At 58.0% G+C, this 21805-nt stretch carries 22 protein-coding genes; 17 read left to right on the top strand and 5 right to left on the bottom strand.

Features of this window, described 5'->3' with window-relative positions; genetic code table 11:
- The first annotated feature begins 142 nt into the window (after window positions 1-142).
- The 5 genes from N6L24_RS00800 to acs all read left to right on the top strand — a co-directional run bounded on the left by N6L24_RS00800 (window position 143) and on the right by acs (window position 4477).
- On the top strand, window positions 143-1006 hold the full coding sequence (locus N6L24_RS00800; protein WP_271842742.1) for an MBL fold metallo-hydrolase: 864 nt from the start codon (window positions 143-145) through the stop codon (window positions 1004-1006).
- A gap of 11 nt (window positions 1007-1017) precedes the next feature.
- Entirely contained in the window at window positions 1018-1443 is a 426-nt protein-coding gene (locus tag N6L24_RS00795; protein ID WP_271842741.1) for a YeeE/YedE family protein, read from the top strand.
- A 1-nt stretch (window position 1444) separates the two neighbouring features.
- Complete coding sequence (locus N6L24_RS00790; RefSeq protein ID WP_271842740.1) at window positions 1445-1879, top strand: DUF6691 family protein; 435 nt, start codon at window positions 1445-1447, stop codon at window positions 1877-1879.
- 9 nt (window positions 1880-1888) lie between these two features.
- A complete protein-coding gene (locus N6L24_RS00785) occupies window positions 1889-2329 on the top strand; it encodes a TIGR01244 family sulfur transferase (RefSeq protein ID WP_271842739.1) in 441 nt (146 codons plus the stop codon).
- A 201-nt stretch (window positions 2330-2530) separates the two neighbouring features.
- Complete coding sequence (gene acs, locus N6L24_RS00780; RefSeq protein WP_271842738.1) at window positions 2531-4477, top strand: acetate--CoA ligase; 1947 nt, start codon at window positions 2531-2533, stop codon at window positions 4475-4477.
- A 71-nt stretch (window positions 4478-4548) separates the two neighbouring features.
- On the opposite strand, the gene N6L24_RS00775 is transcribed toward acs, so the two are convergent.
- Window positions 4549-5517 (bottom strand): sodium-dependent bicarbonate transport family permease, encoded by a 969-nt coding sequence (locus N6L24_RS00775; RefSeq protein ID WP_271842737.1) that lies wholly within the window; start codon window positions 5515-5517, stop codon window positions 4549-4551.
- 308 nt (window positions 5518-5825) lie between these two features.
- Here N6L24_RS00775 and N6L24_RS00770 point away from each other — a divergent pair, with 308 nt between their 5' ends.
- Window positions 5826-6788 (top strand): DMT family transporter, encoded by a 963-nt coding sequence (locus N6L24_RS00770; RefSeq protein ID WP_271842736.1) that lies wholly within the window; start codon window positions 5826-5828, stop codon window positions 6786-6788.
- On the opposite strand, the gene N6L24_RS00765 is transcribed toward N6L24_RS00770, so the two are convergent.
- Entirely contained in the window at window positions 6691-7365 is a 675-nt protein-coding gene (locus N6L24_RS00765) for a thiamine diphosphokinase (protein WP_271842735.1), read from the bottom strand. The genes N6L24_RS00770 and N6L24_RS00765 overlap by 98 nt on opposite strands.
- 145 nt (window positions 7366-7510) lie before the next feature.
- On the opposite strand from N6L24_RS00765, the gene N6L24_RS00760 reads away from it, so the two are divergent.
- Window positions 7511-9502, top strand: a complete 1992-nt coding sequence (locus tag N6L24_RS00760) for a hypothetical protein (protein WP_271842734.1) — start codon at window positions 7511-7513, stop codon at window positions 9500-9502.
- A 65-nt stretch (window positions 9503-9567) separates the two neighbouring features.
- On the opposite strand, the gene N6L24_RS00755 is transcribed toward N6L24_RS00760, so the two are convergent.
- Together N6L24_RS00755 and N6L24_RS00750 are read right to left on the bottom strand one after the other, a co-directional pair.
- Window positions 9568-9819 (bottom strand): DUF2842 domain-containing protein, encoded by a 252-nt coding sequence (locus N6L24_RS00755; protein WP_271842733.1) that lies wholly within the window; start codon window positions 9817-9819, stop codon window positions 9568-9570.
- A gap of 4 nt (window positions 9820-9823) precedes the next feature.
- On the bottom strand, window positions 9824-11119 hold the full coding sequence (locus tag N6L24_RS00750; RefSeq protein WP_271842732.1) for an adenylosuccinate synthase: 1296 nt from the start codon (window positions 11117-11119) through the stop codon (window positions 9824-9826).
- 195 nt (window positions 11120-11314) lie between these two features.
- On the opposite strand from N6L24_RS00750, the gene N6L24_RS00745 reads away from it, so the two are divergent.
- The 5 genes from N6L24_RS00745 to N6L24_RS00725 all read left to right on the top strand — a co-directional run bounded on the left by N6L24_RS00745 (window position 11315) and on the right by N6L24_RS00725 (window position 15093).
- Window positions 11315-11614 (top strand): YciI family protein, encoded by a 300-nt coding sequence (locus tag N6L24_RS00745; protein ID WP_271842731.1) that lies wholly within the window; start codon window positions 11315-11317, stop codon window positions 11612-11614.
- A 116-nt stretch (window positions 11615-11730) separates the two neighbouring features.
- Window positions 11731-12126, top strand: a complete 396-nt coding sequence (locus tag N6L24_RS00740) for a DUF6524 family protein (protein WP_271842730.1) — start codon at window positions 11731-11733, stop codon at window positions 12124-12126.
- A gap of 110 nt (window positions 12127-12236) precedes the next feature.
- On the top strand, window positions 12237-12590 hold the full coding sequence (secG, locus tag N6L24_RS00735) for a preprotein translocase subunit SecG (protein WP_271842729.1): 354 nt from the start codon (window positions 12237-12239) through the stop codon (window positions 12588-12590).
- Between the two features lie 228 nt (window positions 12591-12818).
- Window positions 12819-14462: a CTP synthase gene (locus N6L24_RS00730; RefSeq protein WP_271842728.1), complete on the top strand. Its 1644-nt coding sequence runs from the start codon at window positions 12819-12821 to the stop codon at window positions 14460-14462.
- Between the two features lie 142 nt (window positions 14463-14604).
- The gene (locus tag N6L24_RS00725; RefSeq protein WP_271842727.1) at window positions 14605-15093 is read left to right on the top strand and encodes a GNAT family N-acetyltransferase; all 489 of its coding nucleotides are present in this window, start codon (window positions 14605-14607) and stop codon (window positions 15091-15093) included.
- Window positions 15094-15104: 11 nt separating this feature from the next.
- Here the strand turns inward: N6L24_RS00725 and N6L24_RS00720 are convergent, their stop codons facing one another.
- Window positions 15105-17636 carry a CHASE domain-containing protein gene (locus N6L24_RS00720; RefSeq protein WP_271842726.1) on the bottom strand — a complete coding sequence of 844 codons (2532 nt, stop codon included), beginning with the start codon at window positions 17634-17636 and terminating at the stop codon, window positions 15105-15107.
- 253 nt (window positions 17637-17889) lie between these two features.
- Between N6L24_RS00720 and N6L24_RS00715 the strand changes: the two genes are divergently transcribed.
- The 5 genes from N6L24_RS00715 (at window position 17890) to N6L24_RS00695 (ending at window position 21734) form a co-directional block, all read left to right on the top strand.
- Window positions 17890-18336 (top strand): tellurite resistance TerB family protein, encoded by a 447-nt coding sequence (locus N6L24_RS00715; RefSeq protein ID WP_271842725.1) that lies wholly within the window; start codon window positions 17890-17892, stop codon window positions 18334-18336.
- Between the two features lie 134 nt (window positions 18337-18470).
- Window positions 18471-19247, top strand: a complete 777-nt coding sequence (locus N6L24_RS00710; protein WP_271842724.1) for an ABC transporter ATP-binding protein — start codon at window positions 18471-18473, stop codon at window positions 19245-19247.
- A 25-nt stretch (window positions 19248-19272) separates the two neighbouring features.
- Window positions 19273-19998, top strand: a complete 726-nt coding sequence (locus N6L24_RS00705) for a transporter substrate-binding domain-containing protein (RefSeq protein ID WP_271842723.1) — start codon at window positions 19273-19275, stop codon at window positions 19996-19998.
- 48 nt (window positions 19999-20046) lie between these two features.
- Window positions 20047-20931 (top strand): ABC transporter permease, encoded by an 885-nt coding sequence (locus N6L24_RS00700; protein ID WP_271842722.1) that lies wholly within the window; start codon window positions 20047-20049, stop codon window positions 20929-20931.
- Window positions 20928-21734 (top strand): ABC transporter permease, encoded by an 807-nt coding sequence (locus N6L24_RS00695; RefSeq protein ID WP_271842721.1) that lies wholly within the window; start codon window positions 20928-20930, stop codon window positions 21732-21734. The genes N6L24_RS00700 and N6L24_RS00695 overlap by 4 nt, the downstream gene beginning before the upstream one ends.
- Window positions 21735-21805 lie beyond the last annotated feature (71 nt).

The raw sequence follows: 21805 nt of genomic DNA, 5'->3' as shown, positions 1-21805 counted from the left end.
TGGTTATGTTAACTTCAATACCTAAGCTTCGCGAATCTTTTTTCACACTTCCTGCGGAATCACCTTGATTTACCGCAAAGAAGCGCTCACTTCTTAAACATATTCATTTAATCGAATATGATAGTCACGATAGGAGATATCCATGGCCCCAGATGTCACCGCCTTTTTCGACGAGGCGACAAACACAGTGTCATATGTCGTCGCCGACCCAAATGGCCGCAGCTGCGCGATTATCGATAGCGTGCTTGATTTTGACTATGCCTCCGGCAACACCGACACCGCGTCGGCGGATGACATCATTGCGTTTGTCAAAGAAAATGACCTGACAGTGGATTGGCTGCTGGAAACGCATGTGCATGCTGATCACCTCTCAGCGGCCCCCTATCTTCAGGACGCATTGGGGGGCAAAATCGGTATCGGCGATCGCATCACCGTGGTGCAGGACACCTTTGGCAAAGTGTTCAACGAAGGCACCGAATTTCAGCGGGATGGCAGCCAGTTTGATCAGCTCTTTGTCGAAGGCGACGTATTCATGATCGGGCAGATGCGCGGCAATGTCATGCATACACCGGGCCATACGCCGGCCTGCCTGACCTATGTCATTGGCGACGCCGCCTTTGTGGGTGACACCCTGTTCATGCCGGATTTTGGCACCGCGCGCTGTGATTTTCCCGGCGGCTCATCGCAGATGCTATTTCAGTCGATCCAGAAAATTCTGAGTCTGCCGGATGAAACCCGAATTTTTGTGGGCCATGATTACAAAGCCCCCGGACGCGAGGAATTTGCCTGGGAAACCACGGTTGCCGCGCAAAAGGCCGAGAACGTGCATATCGGCGACGGGGCATCCAAGGCCGAGTTTGTGGAGATGCGCGATGCGCGCGACGCCACACTTGCTAAACCAAAACTCATCATCCCGTCGCTGCAGGTCAATATGCGCGCGGGCAATATGCCAGAGCCGGACGAGAAAGGTGACGTCTTTCTCAAGGTGCCGATCAACAAGCTCTGAGAGGGGAAAACATGCAACCAGATTGGATTTACGGGTTAATTGGCGGCTTTATCATTGGCCTGGGCGGGGCTGTGTACCTGTTGGCCAATGGCCGGATTATGGGGGCCAGCGGCATTCTTGGCGGGCTAGTCGATGGCAGCGGGCATGACACCGGGCGCGAACGGCTGGCGTTTCTGGCCGGGCTTATTTTATTGCCGCTGCTTGCCGCCGCGCTGCTGCGCGATGTGCAGACCCATGCGACCGAAAACATTGTTGTACTGATTGCTGCGGGCCTATTGGTTGGCATTGGCACACGCATCGCAAATGGCTGCACCTCGGGGCATGGGGTCTGCGGCATCTCGCGACTCAGCCTGCGGGGCATTGTGGCCACGGTATTTTACATCCTTGCGGGCGGCCTGTCGGTCGTTGTTTTCCGCCATCTGCTGGGAGTGATCTAAGATGACGCGCCATCTCTATGCTTTTGTCGCAGGTGGGCTGTTTGGCCTTGGTCTTTTGATCTCGGGCATGACCGACACCACCAAAGTTCAAGGCTGGCTTGATGTTTTTGGCAATTGGGATCCAACGTTGGCCTTTGTGATGGGGGGCGCGATCCTGCCAATGGCCGTGGCCTGGCGGATGACAAGTGGGCGCAAGCCGCTGCTCGGCGGCAGCTTCCCGGCCAAACCCGCGCCCAAGCTTGGCCGTGAGTTGATTATCGGTTCCGTGCTCTTTGGGATGGGCTGGGGACTGGCGGGCCTCTGCCCTGGTCCAGCCATGGCCGCGCTGAGTTTTGGCGGTTGGCCGGTCTGGGTGTTCTTTGTCGCCATGGTCACTGGCATGTTTGTCGCGCCGCAACTGCGCAGCGCGCTGGACAGGCTGGTTCCTGCAGAGTAAGCACAGCGCATGGATATTCGCGAAATCACCCCGCGTTATTACGTTTCGCCACAGATTGCCGTGGAAGACGTTTCGATTCTTGCGCAGCTTGGGTTCTCCTGCGTCATCTGCAACCGCCCGGACGCAGAGGTGCCGACGCCGCTTCAAGCCGCTGCCATGCAACAGGCGGCGGCGGCCGCAGGGCTGACATTTGTGCTCAATCCGTTGACACATGACAGTATGACCGAAGAAAAACTGCGCCTGCAACGCGACACGCTGGAGGCCGCCAATGGCAAGGTGCTGGCCTATTGCGCCAGCGGCACGCGCTCGACCGTTGCTTGGATTCTGGGTCACGCCGGGCGGCTGCCCACCGATGATCTCTTCATGGCGGCGGCCAAAGGGGGCTATCAGCTCGACGCGCTGCGCCCACAAGTGGACTATCTGGCACAATCCGGGGCCAATCAGGACTGATCAGGCGACCGCCTGCCCGGTCCCCGTGCGCCGCAATCTCGCCAGTGCGGTGCCGCGACAGACCGCCCCCCTGCCGCTTGGGTCGCGCGTCGCGCCAACTGGCGCTTGAAAACTTTCGGCGACGCGCTGATTATCCCGACATCTGAAGAGGAGAGGCGCCCCGGCCCCATGGGCCGTGCGTCAGATAAGATAGGATCACATATGACCTCACCGATTTTCCCACCTACCGCCGAGTTTGCCGACAACGCCCAAGTGACGGCAGAGGTCTATAACTCGATGTACGCCGCCTCCCTCGCGGACCCAGAGGCATTCTGGCGTGAAAAAGCGGCGCGGATCGACTGGATCAAACCGTTCACACAGGTCAAGGATGTCAGCTTTGAGCTTGGGAACGTACATATCAAATGGTTTCATGACGGCACTCTGAACGTTTCGGCCAACTGCATCGACCGCCATCTGGCCGACCGCGCGGAACAAACAGCCATCATTTGGGAGCCGGACAACCCAAATGAGGCCGCCAAGCACATTAGCTATCAGGAGCTGCACGACAACACCTGCCGCATGGCCAATATTCTGAAGGATCTGGGCGTCACCAAAGGCGACCGGGTGGTGCTCTACCTGCCCATGATCCCCGAAGCGGCCTATGCCATGCTGGCCTGCGCGCGGATTGGCGCGATTCATTCCGTGGTGTTTGCCGGTTTTTCGCCCGAGGCGCTGGCTGCACGGGTCAATGGCTGCGACGCCAAAGTCGTGATCACCGCAGATTTCGCGCCGCGCGGTGGCAAGGCGACACCGCTGAAAGCCAATGCCGATCTGGCGCTGAAGTCCTGCGGGGCCGCTGTCAAATGTCTGGTGGTCAAACGCACCGGCGCTGACACTGCTTGGGACGACAGCCGCGATTGCGACTATAACGCGCTGGCGGCCAAAGCGGCCACAGACTGCGCCCCCGTTGAGGTGAACGCAGAAGACCCGCTGTTCATCCTTTATACCTCCGGCTCCACCGGTCAGCCCAAAGGCGTGGTGCACACAAGCGGCGGCTATCTGACCTATGCGTCGCTCACCCATGAGCTGACGTTTGACTATAAGGACGGCGATATCTTCTGGTGTTCGGCAGATGTTGGCTGGGTCACGGGGCACAGCTATATCGTCTATGGCCCGCTCGCCAACGGCGCGACCACGCTGATGTTCGAAGGCGTGCCCACCTACCCCGACGCCAGCCGCTTTTGGCAGGTCTGCGAAAAGCACGGGGTCAACCAGTTCTACACCGCCCCCACGGCCATTCGCGCGCTGATGGGGCAAGGCAATGAATTCGTCGAAAAGTGCGACCTCAGCGCGCTGCGCCTCTTGGGCACGGTCGGCGAGCCGATCAACCCTGAGGCCTGGAATTGGTACAACGAGGTTGTTGGCCAGAAACGCTGCCCGATTGTCGACACCTGGTGGCAGACGGAAACGGGCGGGCACATGATGACGCCGCAGCCCGGGGCGCATGCGGTCAAACCCGGCGCTGCGATGAAACCTTTCTTTGGCGTGACCCCTGTGGTGCTGGAGCCGACCACCGGCGCGGTGATTGACGGCAATGGGATCGAAGGCGTGCTGTGCATCCAAGACAGCTGGCCCGGGCAGATGCGCACGGTCTGGGGCGATCATGAGCGTTTTGAAAAGACCTATTTCTCGGACTACGCCGGGTATTACTTTACCGGCGACGGCTGTCGCCGCGACGAGGATGGCGATTACTGGATCACGGGCCGGGTCGACGATGTGATCAACGTCTCTGGCCACCGCATGGGCACCGCCGAAGTGGAAAGCGCCCTTGTGGCCCACCCAAAGGTCGCCGAAGCCGCTGTTGTCGGCTATCCGCATGATATCAAAGGTCAGGGCATTTATTGTTATGTGACGCTGATGTCTGGTGAGGCCCCAAGCGAAGAGCTGCGCAAAGAGCTGCGCGGTTGGGTGCGCTCTGAAATCGGCCCCATCGCCTCCCCCGATCTGATCCAATGGGCCCCGGGGCTGCCAAAAACCCGGTCCGGCAAAATCATGCGCCGCATCCTGCGTAAGATTGCTGAAAATGATTTTGGAGCCTTGGGGGATACATCAACCCTGGCGGACCCAGCGGTTGTGGATGACCTGATCGAAAACCGCATGAACCGGTGATCCGCCAATTATCCGATGATGAACGACAAAGGGGCAGCCGTGGCTGCCCCTTTTTTAGTGTGTTGCGCCGATCAGGCGAATGTGGCGATCAGATAATACAGCGGCAGCCCAAGCGTGAGGTTAAACGGAAAGGTCACGCCCAGTGCCAGCGACAGGTAGATCCCCGCCTTGGCCTGCGGCAGCGCCAGACGCATGGCCGCAGGTACGGCGATATAGGATGCAGACGCGCTGAGCACCATCAAGAGGAACACGCCGCCGGTGCTCAGCCCCAAAAGCGCCCCGGCCACCCAGCCAAACAGGCTGCCGATCACCGGCATGATACAGCCAAAGGCCAGCACACCGCCTGAGATATCCTTGCGGTTTTGCAGCAGGCTTTTGCCCGCGGACAGCCCCATATCCAATAGAAACACCGCCAGAACCCCGGTGAAGGGCACAACAATGAACGGCTCAAGCTGGGTCAGACCCTCTTGGCCAGTGATCGCCCCAATCGCGAAAGAACCGATCAACAGGACAATGGACCCATTGCCAATAATGTGACGCATCAGGCCGCAATCCATCGCCGCCACGCCGCCCTTGCGTGCCGCAAGCCAGAGCGCAGACATGATCGCGGGCACTTCCATCACGGCGGCCACCGCCACCAGATACCCTTCTGATGTGACGCCCATGCCGTCCAGCACGCTCACCGCCGTCACAAAGGTGACAATGGAAATGGACCCGTAGTGCCCCGCCACCGCCGCCGCGTTCAAAGCATCCAGCTTCGTCATCACCCGCAAGAGCGCATAGGCCACGAAGGGCAATACAAACGACAGGATGACCCCGGCCACCAAAGTGGCGATCAACTGCCCGCTGATCCCGGTCTGCGCCACGGCGGCACCGCCTTTGAAGCCAATCGCCATCAAAAGATAAATCGACATGATCTTGGCCGCGCCCTCTGGGATGCTGAGGTCACTGCGTGCCAGCGCGGCAATCAAACCAAGAATGAAAAACAGAATGGTAGGCGCAAGAAGATTGCCCGCCAAAGCGGCTAATGAGAGTTCCATCGTATCGTCCTTATTGTTTTGTGAGGGGGGGCGTGCGCGCGTTTAGGCGCGGTCTCGCAATCGCAAGGCCCGTTTTCCCCGATCTCGAGCTTGGCTGCGCCATGCTGTCCCGGTCATGTCGCGCTCCTTTCGCTTGGCTGTGATCTCGCAGTCCAGATGTCTGCAAATTATGCTCGGTAACTCGCCTTGTTCTTACATAATTTCAAATATTGGTTTTGTTAATTTTACATAGGAAAAAACTATATTTAGGGCGGCGGCGACCCGACGACCCGCTTGCCATTCATTGTCACGAAACCTAGCGTCGCCCCATGTCTCAGGATCGTCCCTATATTGGCATCCTCTTGATGCTGGGCTTTAGCCTGCTCGCGCCCATCGGTGACGCGATGGTGAAGCTATTGGGCGATCTGATTGCGGTGGGGGTGTTCATCTTCTACCGATTTGCCATTCAATCCGTGCTCTTGGCCCCGTTGGTGTGGCGCGGGCGGTTGCTGGCCGCATGCAAACCTGGGCACTTTGGTCTGATTTTTCTGCGCACGCTTTTCCATATGGTTGGCATCGGCGCGATGTTCATGGCGCTGCGTTACTTGCCGCTGGCGGATGCGATTGCCATCGCCTTTGTCATGCCCTTTCTGCAATTGATCCTCGGTAAGGTGTTTCTGAACGAAGAAGTCGGGATGCACCGGATTGCCGCCTGCTGCGTCGGATTTGTTGGGACGCTTCTGGTGATTCAGCCCAGCTTTGTGGCCGTCGGTCTGCCTGCGCTCTGGCCGCTATTGGTGGCGGTCGCCTTTTCGCTCTTTATGCTGGTTGGGCGGCAGATCGCGCAGCAGGTCGACCCGGTGGCGATCCAGATGTCCAGCGGTGCCATGGCAGCCCTGCTCTTGCTGCCGCTTCTGTTGCTGGGGCGTGCACAGGGTTGGGAGGCCTTCAGTCTGGCCTTGCCGCAAGGCACGGCGCTGAGCTTGATGCTGGCCGCCGGGGTAATTGGCACCCTGGCGCATCTCTTGATGACATGGTCGCTGCGCTTTGCGCCTTCGGCCACCCTCGCGCCGCTAAGCTATGTGGAGCTGCCGGTCACAACCCTCGTCGGCTTTGCCGTATTTGGTGATCTGCCCAATACGCTGGCTGCTATTGGCATTGTCGTCACCGTCAGTGCCGGGCTTTACATCGTCTTTAGGGAGCGGGCCAGCCACCGGGCTGCGCTGAGAGCGCGGCTGCCACATTCTCAAGCTCAGCCTGAGGCAGGATTACCAGCATCTTGGGACCCGTGACGGTCACATCGATATCGCCCAATGCCTCGTTTGAGGTACCAATGCGCCCATCGGGTGTGAAGGTCAGCCCGCCAATCGGCCATTTGAGCCCATCAGACACGCCCTCCACCAATCCAAGCGGAAATAGCGATACCCGTGTGCCCGCTTGCAACGACAGCTGCAGGCGCGGCGGGGCCAGAAACGCGATGTCTGTATCGCTGAGCAGGATGCATCGCTGCCAGGGCTGGCGCACCAATACGTTGTAGCAGGCAAGCTGATGGTCCAGCCGCGCGCCGGTGAACCCCACCCCCAGAACCAGCGCGGCAGAGATATTGCGCAGGGCTTTGTCAAAATCCGTACTGTCCTGTTCACCCACCGGGTGCACACGGTCTGCGGGAATATGGGCGCGCATATCTGCGGGCAGAGAATCCATATCCCCAATCACCGCCGTCGGCAGATGATCTGCCGCCAAACAATGCGCCGCGCCGCCATCCGCCGCCACCAAAGTCGGCCCCAAGGCCAAACAGCGATCAATTTCGGCCTTTGTTGCCGATCCGGCACCAACCAGCGTTACTGTTTGAGATTCTTCAACAATCACGGCGACTCCCTGATTCTAAGGGCATTTACGGAAGCTTGCCCCATTTTGGCCCCAAAATGATACGCTCAAAGGCACAGAATCGGTCACGTTTGGCCACCCTGAAGATGGTAAACAGGCTTTGAGTAGTGCAAAGGACCCGAATCCAATGGTTACCAATAACAAAGTTCTGACGGTATCGTATGGGACATTCTCGTGCACCCTGGAAGGGTTTGAGGATTCCTTTGATACCATGAAGGCAATTGCTGAGTATTTCCGGGACTTGGCCGCCGACGACCGCTATTTTGGCGCCGAGCCGCCGACGCCGGATGCCGAAATGCTGACGCGCATTGCCGAACGCGAGATCGAACGCCGCGTTCAGGCCCGCCATGAACATGGCACCTTGGTACTTAGCGCCGCGGCGGCGGCCCCCGCTGCCACCGAAGCTGCGGCGGACACAGTGGCTGAAAAAGACGCTGAGCCCTTCGAGGCTGAGGACAAAGCCGTTCTGACTGAGAGCCAGCCCGAAGAATTGACTGCCGAGGAGGCACAAGCCCCGCAGGCCGCGCAGAGCGAAACGCCTGAGGTTGAAGCGGCTGAAGATGATCAGCCCGCTGAGTCCGCTGAGCCTGAGGCAGAAGAACACTCCGCTGCACCAGAAATGGCCGTCGAATCCGCGCCAGAGGTTGAAGCCGCGCCAGAGGTTGCGGCCAACGTTGAACCAGAGGTCGCGGCCGATGCCGAGGCGGACGAAGATGTTGCGGCAGAGACCGATCTCGAAGCAGAAGCAGAGGCTGATGACGCTGAGGATATGGACGCCGCAGACAATCTGTTTGACGAAGATTTCGACGCGCCCAAAACCGCAGCTCCGGCTGCAGAGGCCACTGACGACGCCGAAGACAGCATTGCCGCCAAACTGCGCCGTATCCGCGCCGTGGTGTCCCGCGCTGGTGTGGATGAGGACGATGAAGACGATTTCATCGAAGACCAGCATGCTGACGATATGGCCGTCGCTGAGGCTTTTGACCAGCACGAGGATGACGCAGCAGAGGCGCAAGCAGACGATCAACAATCAGACGATCAAGAAGACGACGCAGACGACGCGGACACGCTCAGTGTCGAATTGCCTGCCGCCGCTGCCCCTGCCCCGTCACCACGCCCACGTGTGATCCGCATGAAGCGCGCCGAGTTTGAAGAAGCGGTGGCCGATGGTCTGATCGAAGAAGATTTCGACCAGGCCGACGCGACCCCTGCGGCGCAAACATCGCTTTCTGACGAGGACGAAGCCGACCTGATGGCGCAGCTGGCCGAAGTTGACGCCGAGCTGAACGACGAACCACTGCCGCTGCCGGCAAGTTCGCGCGCTGACCTTGAGGTCGATACCGCAGAGGCGACACCCGAAGCCGAGGCCCCGGCCGCCGCTGAGGATACCGCCGCGCCTGAGCGCGTCACGCCGCGCCGCGCCCGCCGCAATCGCCGCGCTGCCCTTGAGGGGCAGAACGCCGGTGAGGAAGCTGTGGACCGTCTGATTGAAGAAGCCAATACCAAGCTGGACGAACCTGAAGGCAACCGCCGCCGCAACGCGATCGCACATCTGCGCGCCGCTGTTGCCGCGACCAAAGCCGAAAAAGACGCCGGCAAATCGCTGCAAAAAGAGGACAATTCCGAAGCCTACCGCGATGATCTTGCCAGCGCGATGCGCCCACGGCAGTCCGAGGATGGCGAGAAACGTTCGCGCCGCTCCACCGCGCCGCTGAAACTGGTGGCCGCCCAGAGAATCGACCAGCCAGAAGAGCAAGCCGCGAAACCGGTGCGCCCGCGCCGCGTGGCTGTCGAAGATGTGGCCCCTTCCGAGACTGGCGAAGGCCCAAGCGATTTCGCGGAATTTGCCGAAAGCATGGGCGCAACACAGTTGCCCGAAGTGCTGGAGGCGGCGGCGTCTTACCTGACGCATGTCGAGGGCCGTGCGCGCTTCTCGCGCCCAATGCTGATGCGCCTGGCCTATCAGGTCGGCGAAGATCGCCTGGAGCGCGAAGCCTGCCTGCGCAGCTTTGGCCAACTGCTGCGCGAGAAGAAGATTGAGAAAATTGCTGGCGGGCGTTTCACCGCGTCAGACAGCATCAACTTCAAGCCGGATGACAATGACCGCGAAGCGGGCTGATGCAGCCGAGAGAAACAAAAAAGCCGTCGCATTCGCGACGGCTTTTTTTCGTTATATCAATATGATCAAGGGCGATCTTGATCTGAATTTTCGGCCTCTGGATCCGCTTGCCCGACCCCAAGAAAAACCTTCTTGAACGGCAGGATCCAGAGCACACCAAGACCCACGTAAATCGCAAGCTGCAGCAAAAACACCGGACGGCCAAACCAGCCGACAACGGTTGTGGCCAAGACGGTCGCCAAAATGATGTAGATCGGCAGCCCGACCAAAAGGATCAGGGCCGCCCATTTGCGCTTTGCTTTATGCGTCAGCGCCATCAGATCAATCCGCGAAAGGATCGGTGACCAAAATAGTGTCGTCCCGCTCAGGCGAGGTCGACAACAACGCAACGGGGCATTCGATCAACTCTTCGACCCGTTTGACGTATTTGATCGCATTGGCAGGCAGATCATTCCAGCTGCGCGCGCCTTCGGTGGATTCAGACCAGCCTGGCATTTCCTCATAGATAGGTGTGCAACGCGCCTGCTGATCAGCAGCGGTGGGCAGATAGTCCAGCCGTTCGCCATCAAGCATGTAGCCAACGCAGATTTTCAGGGTTTCAAACCCGTCCAGTACATCCAGCTTGGTCAGCGAAATACCTGTGATGCCCGAGGTCGCGCATGTCTGGCGCACAAGGCAGGCATCAAACCAACCACAGCGGCGTTTGCGCCCGGTGGTGGTGCCAAACTCATGGCCACGGGTGCCAAGGCGATTGCCGTCGTCATCGTCCAGCTCGGTTGGGAACGGACCTTCGCCAACACGGGTGGTATAGGCTTTCACAATCCCAAGCACGTAGTCGATAGAGCCCGGCCCCACGCCAACACCAGTCGCGGCTTGGCCTGCAATCACGTTGGAGGAGGTCACAAAGGGATATGTGCCAAAGTCGATATCCAATAGTGCGCCCTGCGCACCTTCAAACAAAATACGTTTGCCGGATTTGCGCTTTTCGGCCAGCACTTTCCAAACGGGTGCAGCAAACGGCAAAATCTCTGCGGCCACCTCTTTGAGCTGCGCAACCAAGGCATCGCGATCCACGGGGTCAATGCCCAGACCTTTGCGCAGCGGGTCATGGTGCTGCAGAGCCCGATCAACGCGAGCCTCAAGCGTGGCCTCATCCGCCAGATCCGCAACGCGGATCGCGCGGCGGCCAACCTTGTCTTCATAGGCTGGGCCGATGCCGCGACCGGTGGTGCCGATCTTGGTGCCTTTGGAGGCCGCTTCTTCGCGGGCGCGGTCAAGCTCGCCGTGGATCGGCAGGATCAGCGGGGTGTTTTCCGCGATCATCAATGTTTCGGGCGAAATCTCAACGCCCTGCGCGCGGACAGTGGCGATCTCTTTCATCAAGTGCCAGGGGTCCAGCACCACGCCATTACCGATGACCGACAGTTTGCCGCCCCGCACCACGCCGGATGGCAGCGCGTGCAGTTTGTAAACCTTGCTGTCGATGACGAGCGTATGGCCAGCGTTATGCCCGCCCTGGAAACGCGCGATGACATCAGCGCGTTCGCTGAGCCAGTCCACAATCTTACCTTTACCCTCATCGCCCCACTGGGCGCCTACGACGACAACATTGGCCATGTCCGGTCCTTAAATCAGATGTCAAAACCCGCGCCCTTGTAACGACAGTGTATCGATTGGGAAACCGCAAATATTGCGAAAGTCATGCAAATCGCACAGACGTGGCTGCCACTGGGCTGATCCGCCGCTGTAAACTGGCACTGTTTTACGCGCCGCCACCCCCTAGGCTAGGCACAATGGGAGCGGAGACAAATTATGCCAAATGCTTATTGGGTCGTCCTTTTTGATGATGCCCCGGAAATGATTGCCCATCGCCGCGAATTCGGAGCGGCCCATCTGGAATTTCTAAAACGGAATGAAAACCGCATCAAAATTGCCGGTGGCATGCGCCCAATGCCTGGCGCGCCCTTTTGTGGCGGCATGTGGATCGTCAAAAGCTGCGATTTCGAAGAGGTCGTCGATATCGTGCAACAAGACCCCTACTACAACCCGAAATACCGCAGCTTTCGCATATTGAGCTGGGGCAAGGCCATCGACAAAGTGGTGTCACTTTAGCGCCCTGCGTTGAAACAAGGTGACATCCACAAGGTTTCTGCGCCTGCCGAGCTGCCCTGCTCTGGACATAGAGGACGTTTTTGCGCACATGCTTGCAAAAAACGATGGGGGACGGGATGGGCTATTTCCTGCGCTGGATCTTTGCCTTTCTGCTTTTGGCATTCACATTCAATCCAACGGATTTCAACTATGTCCGCTGGACCGCGAATAACTATGCCAGCGAGTTGCCCGTCACGGTTCTGATGGGGCTGCTGCTGACCATCGGCTATATCATCTATCTGCGCGCGACGCTGCGCTCGATCGGCGGCTTTGGCATGTTCCTTATTCTTGCGGTGCTCGCGGCGCTGCTTTGGGTGCTTTATGATTGGGGTATTCTGACCCTCGCCAACCGCAGCCTGAACACTTGGCTCGGGATTTTTGCCCTCAGCTGCGTGCTGGGGATCGGCCTCAGCTGGAGCCTTGTGCGACGTCAGCTGTCCGGTCAGGCCGATGTGGATGATGTCGAAGACTGAGCGCCTTCTCACCCGGCGCGCATCCGCGCAAGAAAGCGCCTTGCCCTGATCGGCAAAACTGCATAGATACCCCGCTGTACAAACCGAATGCTCGCAAGATTAAGGCCACCATGGAAAACGTTGTCCTCATTATCCACCTCCTTCTGGCGCTGGCGCTTATTGGCATCGTTCTGATGCAACGTTCCGAAGGCGGTGGCCTTGGCATGGGCGGTGGTGGCGGCGGCGCTGTCTCTGGCCGCTCTGCGGCAACGGCCCTTGGTAAAATGACCTGGCTGCTGGCCGCGGCATTTATCTGCACCTCAATCGCACTGACCGTGATCGCAGCGAAAAACTCTGCGGGTGTTTCGGTGATTGATACATTGGGCACAGAATTGACACCAAGCGAAGCACCGGTGCCTGCCGCTGACGCGCTGGTCCCACCGGCCCAAGGCGATGACGCACCGCTGGTGCCAAAAGCCAACTAATCCGCACATTCAGTCGTGGGGGGAGGCCCACCGCGACTACCATAGCTTGAGTATTCTGATTTGATCGCAACAGCATCTTGCGGTCATATTGCCAAACTTGAGCGAATCCTTTATATCTTGAGTCCCGTGATGCTACGGCAATTTTTCTTGCCGTGGGTGCTCGCTTTTTTGGAAATTACGCTGTCATCTTGGATGCATGCGTTGGCAATCACGGGGGTCGCCAAACCTATGGCTCGGTATATTTTCATTACAGGCGGTGTTGTTTCGTCTTTGGGCAAAGGGCTTGCCTCTGCGGCGCTGGGTGCTTTGCTTCAGGCGCGTGGTTACACCGTGCGGCTGCGCAAGCTGGACCCTTACCTCAACGTTGACCCGGGCACGATGAGCCCGTTTGAACATGGCGAGGTTTTTGTCACCGACGATGGGGCCGAGACCGATCTGGACCTTGGTCACTATGAGCGATTCACCGGCGTACCGGCCCGCATGACCGACTCGGTGTCCTCTGGCCGGATCTATTCCAATGTACTGGAGCGTGAACGCCGCGGCGATTACCTGGGCAAGACCATACAGGTGGTGCCGCATGTCACCAACGAAATCAAAGACTTCATCAATGTTGGCGATGACGAAGTTGATTTCATGCTGTGCGAAATCGGCGGCACCGTGGGCGACATCGAGGGCCTGCCCTTCTTTGAGGCCATCCGCCAATTTTCCCATGACAAACCCCGCGGTCAATGCATCTTTATGCACCTGACCCTGTTGCCCTATCTGGCCGCCTCGGGTGAGCTGAAAACCAAACCCACCCAGCACTCGGTCAAAGAGCTGCAATCCATCGGTATCGCGCCTGACATTCTGGTCTGCCGCTCCGAACAGCCGATCCCGGAAAAAGAGCGCGAGAAAATCGCCCTGTTCTGTAACGTGCGCAAAGAGGCCGTGGTGGCCGCTTATGACCTCAACTCGATCTACGAAGCGCCGCTGGCCTATCACCGCGAAGGGCTGGATCAGGCGGTTCTGGATGCCTTTGGCATTGCCCCCGCCCCCAAGCCGAATCTGGCCCGCTGGAACGATGTGGCCGACCGCATCCACAATACGGATGGCGAGGTCAACGTTGCCATCGTGGGCAAATACACCCAGTTGGAAGACGCCTATAAGTCGATCAAAGAGGCGCTGATACATGGCGGCATGCACAACCGTGTGCGTGTCAATGTGAACTGGGTGGATGCTGAGCTGTTTGACAAGGGCGATGCCACCCCGCACCTGCAAGGCTATGACGCCATTCTTGTGCCCGGCGGCTTTGGCGAGCGCGGCACCGAGGGCAAAATCAAGGCCGCGCAATTCGCCCGTGAACACAAGGTGCCCTATCTGGGCATTTGCCTTGGCATGCAGATGGCAGTGATCGAGGGCGCGCGCAACGTGGCCGGTGTCGCGGACGCCGGGTCCGAAGAATTTGATCACGAGGCCGGTAAAAAACGTTTCGAACCTGTGGTTTATCACCTCAAGGAATGGGTACAGGGCAACGCCAAAGTGACCCGCAAGGCGGATGACAACAAGGGCGGCACAATGCGTCTGGGGGCCTATAATGCGGTGCTGAGCGAGGGCTCCAACGTGGCGCGTGTCTATGGCACACCGCAAATCGAAGAGCGTCATCGCCACCGCTATGAAGTTGACATCAAATACCGTGACGCGCTGGAAAAAGCCGGTCTGAAATTTTCGGGCATGAGCCCGGATGGCCGTCTGCCTGAAATCGTCGAATGGGAGGATCACCCCTGGTTCATCGGTGTTCAGTTCCACCCAGAGCTGAAATCCAAACCTTTTGACCCACATCCGCTGTTCAAGGATTTTGTCCGGGCCGCAAAAGAAAACTCGCGTCTCGTCTGAGCTTCAAAAACCGAAAATCATTCGAAAAACGCCGCCCATCAGCGGCGTTTTTCCCATTCAACCTGTCGCATATCGCTTTTTGCGCAAAGTTATGCTATTTCGCATCCCAGCCTGATTGTCATATCCACAAAGCGAGGTTCGGATGATCGATTTTCTCATACGTCGTGCGCGCCCTTCGGATGCGCCGGTTTTGGCCCGGATCGGCCATGATGCATGGCAACGTGGGATCGCCACAGATCTGCCCGACACCACCAAGGAACGGGCCTCGCCCGAGGCGTTTGCCAGTTTTGTCGCCGATCAATCCAACAATATTCTGGTCGCTGAAACCCGCACCGAGGTGCTGGGCTTCGTGGCGACAGCGGATGGGGAAAACCGCATCAGCGATCTTTGGGTAACGCGCCCGAATGAGGGCAAAGGCATCGGATCGCACCTGCTGGCAGAAATCGAGGCGGATTTGAAACGCAAGGGGTTTGACGCCGCCCGGATTGAGGTCATGACCTCTAACACACGCGCCATTGGCCTGTCGCGCTATCGCGGCTATCACGAAACAGCTCGTGGCATGCGGATGGATCGGGTTCTCGCCCTGCCCCTGCACAAGACCGAATTGTCCAAACGGCTGCTCAGCGACTGAGGGCTGGCCGATCAGGAACCAGCGGCGCGCTGGTGCGCCTCGCCCAGATCGGGCGCGTCCATCGCCCGTGATCTGGGCACGGTAAACCAGATCTCGACGATGCCCTGTTCAGGCGCATCATAGCCAATCTCGCCGCCCATCCGCTCCACAATCTGTTTGCAGATATGCAGGCCCAGGCCGGTGCCGCCAGCCTTGCGCGTGTCAGAACTGTCGGCCTGCGAAAACGGCTCGAACATTTTTGCGACAAAAGCATCGGGGATCGCGTCGCCGGTGTTGCGCACCGATACGCGCAGCGCGGCCCCCGCATCCTGCACAGCAACAATCACATCGGTGTCTTTCTGCGAGAACTTCATCGCGTTGGACAGAAGATTGGTCATCACCTGCTGCAAACGGTTGGGGTCCACATCAGCGACAGAGCCCTCGCAGGCCACGCGCTGTTCAATTCGGTCGCTGCCTTCGATTGGTGAAATTTGATCAATGCATTCCGCAATCAATGAATTCAGATCACTGGGCGCAATGTCAAAGCCAACAGAGCCTGACTTTATCCGTTCAACATCAAGAATGTCATTCACCAGATGCGTGAGGCGATCGCAGTTGGACTTGGCGATATTCAGCAAACGTTCCTGCACGGGGGCGGCGATATCGACGTTCTTCCCTTCGAGGATCAACCCAAGCGATCCGCTGATCGAGGTCAGCGGCGTGCGCAGCTCATGGCTGAGCGTGGACACAAATTCATTTTTGATGCGCTGCACGGCCTTTTCTTCGGTGATGTTCTGGATCTGAACCACCAGAACAGGCTTGTCATAACCATGCACCTGAATGCCCGAAATGCTGACCAAGCCCCAAACCGCGCTGCCATCTTTGTGCAACAGCTCAATTTCGCCCTGATATGTCTTGCCCGCGTTGTCGGCCACGTCCTGCAAATGCGGTAGGAATTCAAGGTAGGCATCGCGCGACATGATCTTGCGGAAGCGCGCGCCATTCAGCTCAGCAGCTTTATACCCGGTCAAAACAGAAAGCGCATGGTTGGTTTCAGTAAAGCAATTGGCGTCATTGCACAGGGCCATCCCCACCGGCGCGTCACGGAAAATCGTGCGGAACCGGCTTTCGGATGCTTCCAGCTTGTGCTGCATTTCATGCAATTCTGTGGTGTCGATCTGAACCCCAAGAAAGCGCGTTGCACGCCCCTGCGCGTCACGCTCAGCGACCACAGCGTCGCCGTGCATCCACAGCCACTTGCCATCATGGTGCGGGTTCTTGATCCGGAAATCCACGATGGAGCGGTCGGTCTTGCCGTCGATACAGGCCTGATCCGATGCAAAAAGCTTGTCGCGATCCTCAGGATGCAGGCTTTCCAAAAAGATCTCGCGCATTTCCTCATCCGGCATGTTCGGATCAAGACGCATCAATTCTTTCAGCGTGTCGGACACGACATAGCCGTCATTGGCCAGATCACGGTCAAACACACCGATCCGCGCCCCTTTCAGCGCCAGATTCCAGCGGCTTTCAAGCTCGCGCAATTCGGCTTCGCGCGCAGAGAGCTGCTCCGTCTTTTGCGCAACAATGGTCTGAATTTCACGTTCGCGCATCAGTTGCGAATAAAACAGCAGCGCCAGCATCACGGTCATGCCCAGGCCGGAAATCAGGATGATCAGCCATTGCTTGTTACCGATCGCCGACTCAAACGTCAGGCAGGCCCGCCAGTCCACGCGCCATGTGCGCCCGAACATATCCAACTGCATGGTGGCTGTGTTGGTATATTCACTATGGGTGATCGACCCTTCTGGCGTCTGATAAATCAATGCCCCAGGGTCCGCCTCGGTGCCATCGTAAATGGCGATCTCAAAATGCTTGCCCTGCGATGATGTCAGCTTATCAAACAGGCGCGTGCCCACAAACGGCGCATAGGCCCAGCCGATGAACCCCTCGGGCGAATTGGCCGCGTCTTCGTACATCGGGACAAGCAACAGAAAGCCGGGGCTGCGCGTGTCGTCCTGCACCAGCACAATGCGCGGCGTCAGCTGCGCGGTCCCTGTTTCGCGGGCGGTATTAGCCGCGGTGCGGCGCCCGGTTTCAAACGCGATATCAAGCCCCTGCGCTTCAAAATTCGGCTCCAGCGGTTCGATATATTTGATAACGAATTTTTCGTTGAATGCAGTTTCCGGCTTGATCTGAAGATCAGGAATGCCGTCAAAACGGGACTTGGCCAGAAATTCCGGAATGTTTTCCTCTTTGACCGGGAAGATCAAACCGATCCCATTGATGCCTGGAAAGCTCGACTGAATATCCAGCCCGTCGACGTAATCGCGCCAATCCTTGGCTGTCACGTGATCAGAGGCATTGAAAAAGCTGCTGCCCCCGCGGATCGCGGTAAGATAGGAATTCATCCGAGATTGCAGCGCCTTGGCGCTTTCTTCGGTGATGGCCAGAAATTCACTTCTGACATGACGCTTCATCTGCTTATACGAAAAAGTCGCGGCCAGAATGCTGACCACGAGACACAAGAGCAGGACAACGGATTGTTTCCATATCTGCCTTGGCATGCCTTTGTTTCCTTTCGCAACCTCAGATGTCTTACGCACCCATTATTCGCCTCATAAGTGTAGAGTATGAGGGAAATTGTGGCATTGACAAGGAAAAGGGCAATAAAAACTATGACATTCGCGCTTACATTGTAATTGCCGCACACCAAAAACGCCTTTTCTCCGGATTTATTCGGCCAAGCGCACCGGGAAGCGCCCCCGGCGCACCAGCCAGACGCTTGACCTTTTGCGCGACAGACCCGATCTATGGGCTATGTTTTCTGATTTGCTCAAACGGCTGACAACTGCCGGACCAACACCGATATCCGATGATGATGCGCGCCTTGCCCTAACGGCCCTGCTGGTCCGCATTGCACGCGCAGACAATGATTATTCTGCTGCCGAAATTGACCGGATCGACCGCATTATTTCCACGCGCTACGACCTGACCCCGTTTGAGGCAACCGCGCTGCGCAGCGAAGCCGAGACGCTGGAAAGCGAAGCGCCAGATACCGTGCGCTTTACCCGTACCATCAAAGATGCCGTACCTTATGAGCAGCGCATCGGCGTGATCGAAGCGCTGTGGCAAGTGGTCTTGGCCGATGGGGCGCGCGACGCCGAGGAAGACGCCCTGGTGCGTCTGGCCGCAAACCTGTTGGGGGTGAATGACCGCGACAGCGCTTTGGCGCGGCAGAGAATATCCCCCCAATCCGGTGGTTAATTTCTGAACATCCTTCCCATGACGCGAGGGAAAGGGGCATTTTCTCCTGCCCGCGCGTGATTTGCGCGTTGCATTCCGTTATTTTTTGCGCCCAAGTATTCTGATAAAAAGAAGAACCAAAACGGGGAATGACCTTGACCGACAGCACGCCGGTGATTGAAATCCGTGGCCTGCACAAGGCCTATGGCGACTTGGACGTGATCAAAGGCGTCGACATCAAGGCGCAGACAGGTGATGTCGTCTCGCTCATCGGCAGCTCGGGCTCTGGAAAATCCACAATTCTGCGGTGCTGCAACCTGCTCGAAGACAGTCAGCAGGGTGACATTCTCTTTAACGGCGAGGCGGTTACGTGGAAAGGCAGCGGCGCAACACGTGCGCCAGCCGACACCAAGCAAGTCCTGCGCATTCGCACCAACCTGTCGATGGTGTTCCAGCAATTCAACCTCTGGTCTCACATGACCATTCTGCAAAATGTGATGGAAGCGCCGCTGACGGTGCAGGGCCGCCCCCGCGAAGAGGTTGAGCAGAAAGCCCGCGCCTATCTCGACAAGGTGGGCATCGGTGACAAATGTGATGTCTATCCGGCCCAGCTGTCAGGTGGCCAGCAGCAGCGCGCCGCCATTGCGCGCGGCCTCTGCATGGAGCCGCAGGCGCTGTTGTTTGATGAACCGACCTCGGCGCTGGACCCGGAGCTGGAACAAGAAGTTATCAAAGTGATCAAATCCCTCGCCCAAGAGGGGCGCACCATGCTCATCGTCACCCATGACATGAAAATGGCCGCAGATATTTCAAGCCACGTGGTGTTTCTGCACCAGGGGCTGATTGAGGAGGAAGGCCCACCCGACGTTGTGTTTGGTGCGCCGAAATCCGACAGGCTGAAACAGTTTCTGTCATCAACTGTCCACGCCTGAATTCCAAACTATGGGAGCAAATACCATGAAAAAACTGACACTTAGCACGGCGCTGCTTGCACTCACCGCCAGCTTTGCAATGGCGGGCAGCCATTCTGTTGTCCGTATGGGCACAGAGGGGGCCTACCCTCCGTATAACTTCATCAATGACGACGGCGAGGTTGACGGGTTTGAGCGCGAGCTGGGCGATGAGCTTTGCAAACGCGCAGAACTGACCTGCGAATGGGTCACAAACGAATGGGACAGCATCATCCCCAATCTCGTGTCCGGCAACTACGACACGATCATCGCAGGCATGTCGATCACCGACGAGCGCGACGAAGTGATTGACTTCACCCAAAACTACATCCCGCCAGAGGCCTCAGCCTATGTGGCACTGTCCGAAGATGCGGACCTGATGGGAGTGATTGCGTCGCAAACCAGCACCATTCAATCCGGTTACGTTGCCGAAAGCGGCGCAACCTTGCTTGAATTTGCTACGGGCGACGAAATCATCGCCGCCGTGCGCAGCGGCGAAGCGGATGCGGCCTTCTTCCAAGGCTCCTTCCTTGCGCCGATCGTCGAGGAATCCGACGATCTGGTGTTCGTCGGTGAGCCTGTCGCCCTTGGCGGTGGTGTGGGTGTTGGGGTGCGCGAATCCGACGGAGAGTTGAAAGCGAAATTTGATGCTGCGATTGACACCATGAAAGCTGACGGCACCCTCAACGAACTGCTGATCAAGTGGTTCGGTGCCGATCAGAACACATTCTAACCACAGCGGGGCGGCGGGCAGTCTGCCGCCCCATGACTTTGGACCTTTATGTTTTCCTACTGCAGTGATCCTGACGCTCTAAGTGGACTGTCCTGGTTGTCTTGTTATCTGACGACGGGCAAACACATGGCATTTTACCGGGCCTTTGGCACGGTTTTGCTGCTGCTTGCGATCACGGCACCCACAGCCTTGGCCTTTGGCTTTTTCGGGGCCCGCGCTGCGCGCAGCCGTTTTGCCCCGCTGCGCTGGGTTGGAAAAATCTATATCTCCATTGTGCGCGGTGTTCCCGACATCGCGTTTTTTCTGTTTTTTGTCATCGCTTTGGATCAGGCTTTTGAATGGCTGCGCCATCAGGTCAAATGCCCTGATTGGAACGAACCCATCCGGCAGGGCAATGATTTTGTGGTCTGCCAGATCGCCAAACTGCCGCTGGGCACCGCACCGCAATGGGTGCATGAAACCTATGGGTTCTTTCTGGCGGTGCTGACCTTTGCCATTGTTTTCGGGGCCTTTGCGGCCAATATCCTTTTTGGCGCGATGAACACCGTGCCGCGCGCGCAGATCGAAACCGCCGAAGCCTATGGCATGAACCGCAAACAGGCCTTTTGGCGCGTACTGGTGCCGCAGATGTGGGTCTATGCCCTGCCCGGCCTGTCCAACCTCTGGATGGTGCTGATCAAGGCGACGCCGCTGCTGTTTCTGTTGGGCGTTGAGGACATCGTCTATTGGGCGCGTGAACTTGGCGGCAGCAAGACCGCAAGGTTTACCGACTATCCGCACGGCGATTGGCGCATGTGGTATTTCCTGGCCCTGCTGGTGTTTTACCTTGGCTTTACCAAAATCTCCGAAATGGTGCTGGACCGGCTGATGACCCGCCTGACCCGCGGCCAAGCGACCATGGGCGGCGAAGCACAAAGAAAGGCAGCCGCATGAGCTGTTGGGACACGATACAGGCCTATGGGCTGCGCGCCGTGGGCATTGGCGAACGGCTTTTGCCGCGCAGTGATTTCACGCTCTGTGAACAGTTCACCCTCATCGGCTCCGGCATGCTGTGGAATATCTATTTTGGCTTCTTTGCCCTGATTGCCGGGTTCTTCTTTGCGGTCGCGCTTGCGCTCGGGAAGGCCAGCCGCAACACGCTGCTGCGCAAGCTGGCAGAATGGTTCATCTTTGTCTTTCGCGGCAGCCCGCTGTTTATCCAGATCTTTTTTGCCTATTTCGCCTTTGTCAGCCTGAAAAGCGTCTCCAGTATTTTTGACGCCTTCAGCGCCGCATGGGCCGGTGCGCTGGTGGTGCTGTTTCTGAACACAGCCGCCTATTCCGCGCAGATCTTTTATGGCGCGCTGCTGTCGATCCCCAAGGGCGATATCGAGGCGGCGGATGCCTATGGCATGAGCGGCTGGACGCGGTTTCGCCGCATCACCTTTCCGACAATGATGCGCCTGGCCTGGCCGTCTTACACCAACGAAGCGATCTTTCTTTTCCACGCCACAACACTGGTGTTCTTTTCCGGCTTTCCGGCGTTTCGCCAGAAAGGCGACGCGCTTTATTATGCCAATTATTTTGCGGATAAGACGTTCAACCCCTTTATCCCCTATCCCATTCTGGCGGGTTATTTCATCCTGTTGACGCTGGTGATCATTGGCGTCTTTGGCATTGTGAACCGCCGCCTCAACCGGCACTTGCCGCAGGAAAAGCGTCAGCGCATGCGATTGCGCCCCAACTTGATCCGCTAGGCATTTTCAAGCTGGCGCAGCGCGCAGCGCCGTGGCACAAAGCGCGCTGCCTTCACCCCAAGCTGCGAGTC

This window comes from Cognatishimia sp. SS12, from assembly GCF_028369055.1.
In the GTDB taxonomy this organism is placed as follows: domain Bacteria; phylum Pseudomonadota; class Alphaproteobacteria; order Rhodobacterales; family Rhodobacteraceae; genus Cognatishimia.
Note: the sequence above shows the minus strand (reverse complement) of the source record. Positions and strands in the feature narration are given on the sequence as shown.

What these genes read in the sequence shown, in the direction of transcription:
- N6L24_RS00730 (WP_271842728.1), top strand. Translation starts at nt 12,819, where the DNA reads ATGGCTCGGTATATTTTCATTACAGGCGGTGTTGTTTCGTCTTTGGGC.
- N6L24_RS00725 (WP_271842727.1), top strand. Translation starts at nt 14,605, where the DNA reads ATGATCGATTTTCTCATACGTCGTGCGCGCCCTTCGGATGCGCCGGTT.
- N6L24_RS00760 (WP_271842734.1), top strand. Translation starts at nt 7,511, where the DNA reads ATGGTTACCAATAACAAAGTTCTGACGGTATCGTATGGGACATTCTCG.
- secG (WP_271842729.1), top strand. Translation starts at nt 12,237, where the DNA reads ATGGAAAACGTTGTCCTCATTATCCACCTCCTTCTGGCGCTGGCGCTT.
- acs (WP_271842738.1), top strand. Translation starts at nt 2,531, where the DNA reads ATGACCTCACCGATTTTCCCACCTACCGCCGAGTTTGCCGACAACGCC.
- N6L24_RS00770 (WP_271842736.1), top strand. Translation starts at nt 5,826, where the DNA reads ATGTCTCAGGATCGTCCCTATATTGGCATCCTCTTGATGCTGGGCTTT.
- N6L24_RS00695 (WP_271842721.1), top strand. Translation starts at nt 20,928, where the DNA reads ATGAGCTGTTGGGACACGATACAGGCCTATGGGCTGCGCGCCGTGGGC.
- N6L24_RS00755 (WP_271842733.1), bottom strand. Translation starts at nt 9,819, where the DNA reads ATGGCGCTGACGCATAAAGCAAAGCGCAAATGGGCGGCCCTGATCCTT.
- N6L24_RS00705 (WP_271842723.1), top strand. Translation starts at nt 19,273, where the DNA reads ATGAAAAAACTGACACTTAGCACGGCGCTGCTTGCACTCACCGCCAGC.
- N6L24_RS00745 (WP_271842731.1), top strand. Translation starts at nt 11,315, where the DNA reads ATGCCAAATGCTTATTGGGTCGTCCTTTTTGATGATGCCCCGGAAATG.
- N6L24_RS00795 (WP_271842741.1), top strand. Translation starts at nt 1,018, where the DNA reads ATGCAACCAGATTGGATTTACGGGTTAATTGGCGGCTTTATCATTGGC.
- N6L24_RS00790 (WP_271842740.1), top strand. Translation starts at nt 1,445, where the DNA reads ATGACGCGCCATCTCTATGCTTTTGTCGCAGGTGGGCTGTTTGGCCTT.
- N6L24_RS00800 (WP_271842742.1), top strand. Translation starts at nt 143, where the DNA reads ATGGCCCCAGATGTCACCGCCTTTTTCGACGAGGCGACAAACACAGTG.
- N6L24_RS00700 (WP_271842722.1), top strand. Translation starts at nt 20,047, where the DNA reads ATGTTTTCCTACTGCAGTGATCCTGACGCTCTAAGTGGACTGTCCTGG.
- N6L24_RS00785 (WP_271842739.1), top strand. Translation starts at nt 1,889, where the DNA reads ATGGATATTCGCGAAATCACCCCGCGTTATTACGTTTCGCCACAGATT.
- N6L24_RS00775 (WP_271842737.1), bottom strand. Translation starts at nt 5,517, where the DNA reads ATGGAACTCTCATTAGCCGCTTTGGCGGGCAATCTTCTTGCGCCTACC.
- N6L24_RS00740 (WP_271842730.1), top strand. Translation starts at nt 11,731, where the DNA reads ATGGGCTATTTCCTGCGCTGGATCTTTGCCTTTCTGCTTTTGGCATTC.
- N6L24_RS00750 (WP_271842732.1), bottom strand. Translation starts at nt 11,119, where the DNA reads ATGGCCAATGTTGTCGTCGTAGGCGCCCAGTGGGGCGATGAGGGTAAA.
- N6L24_RS00715 (WP_271842725.1), top strand. Translation starts at nt 17,890, where the DNA reads ATGTTTTCTGATTTGCTCAAACGGCTGACAACTGCCGGACCAACACCG.
- N6L24_RS00720 (WP_271842726.1), bottom strand. Translation starts at nt 17,636, where the DNA reads ATGCCAAGGCAGATATGGAAACAATCCGTTGTCCTGCTCTTGTGTCTC.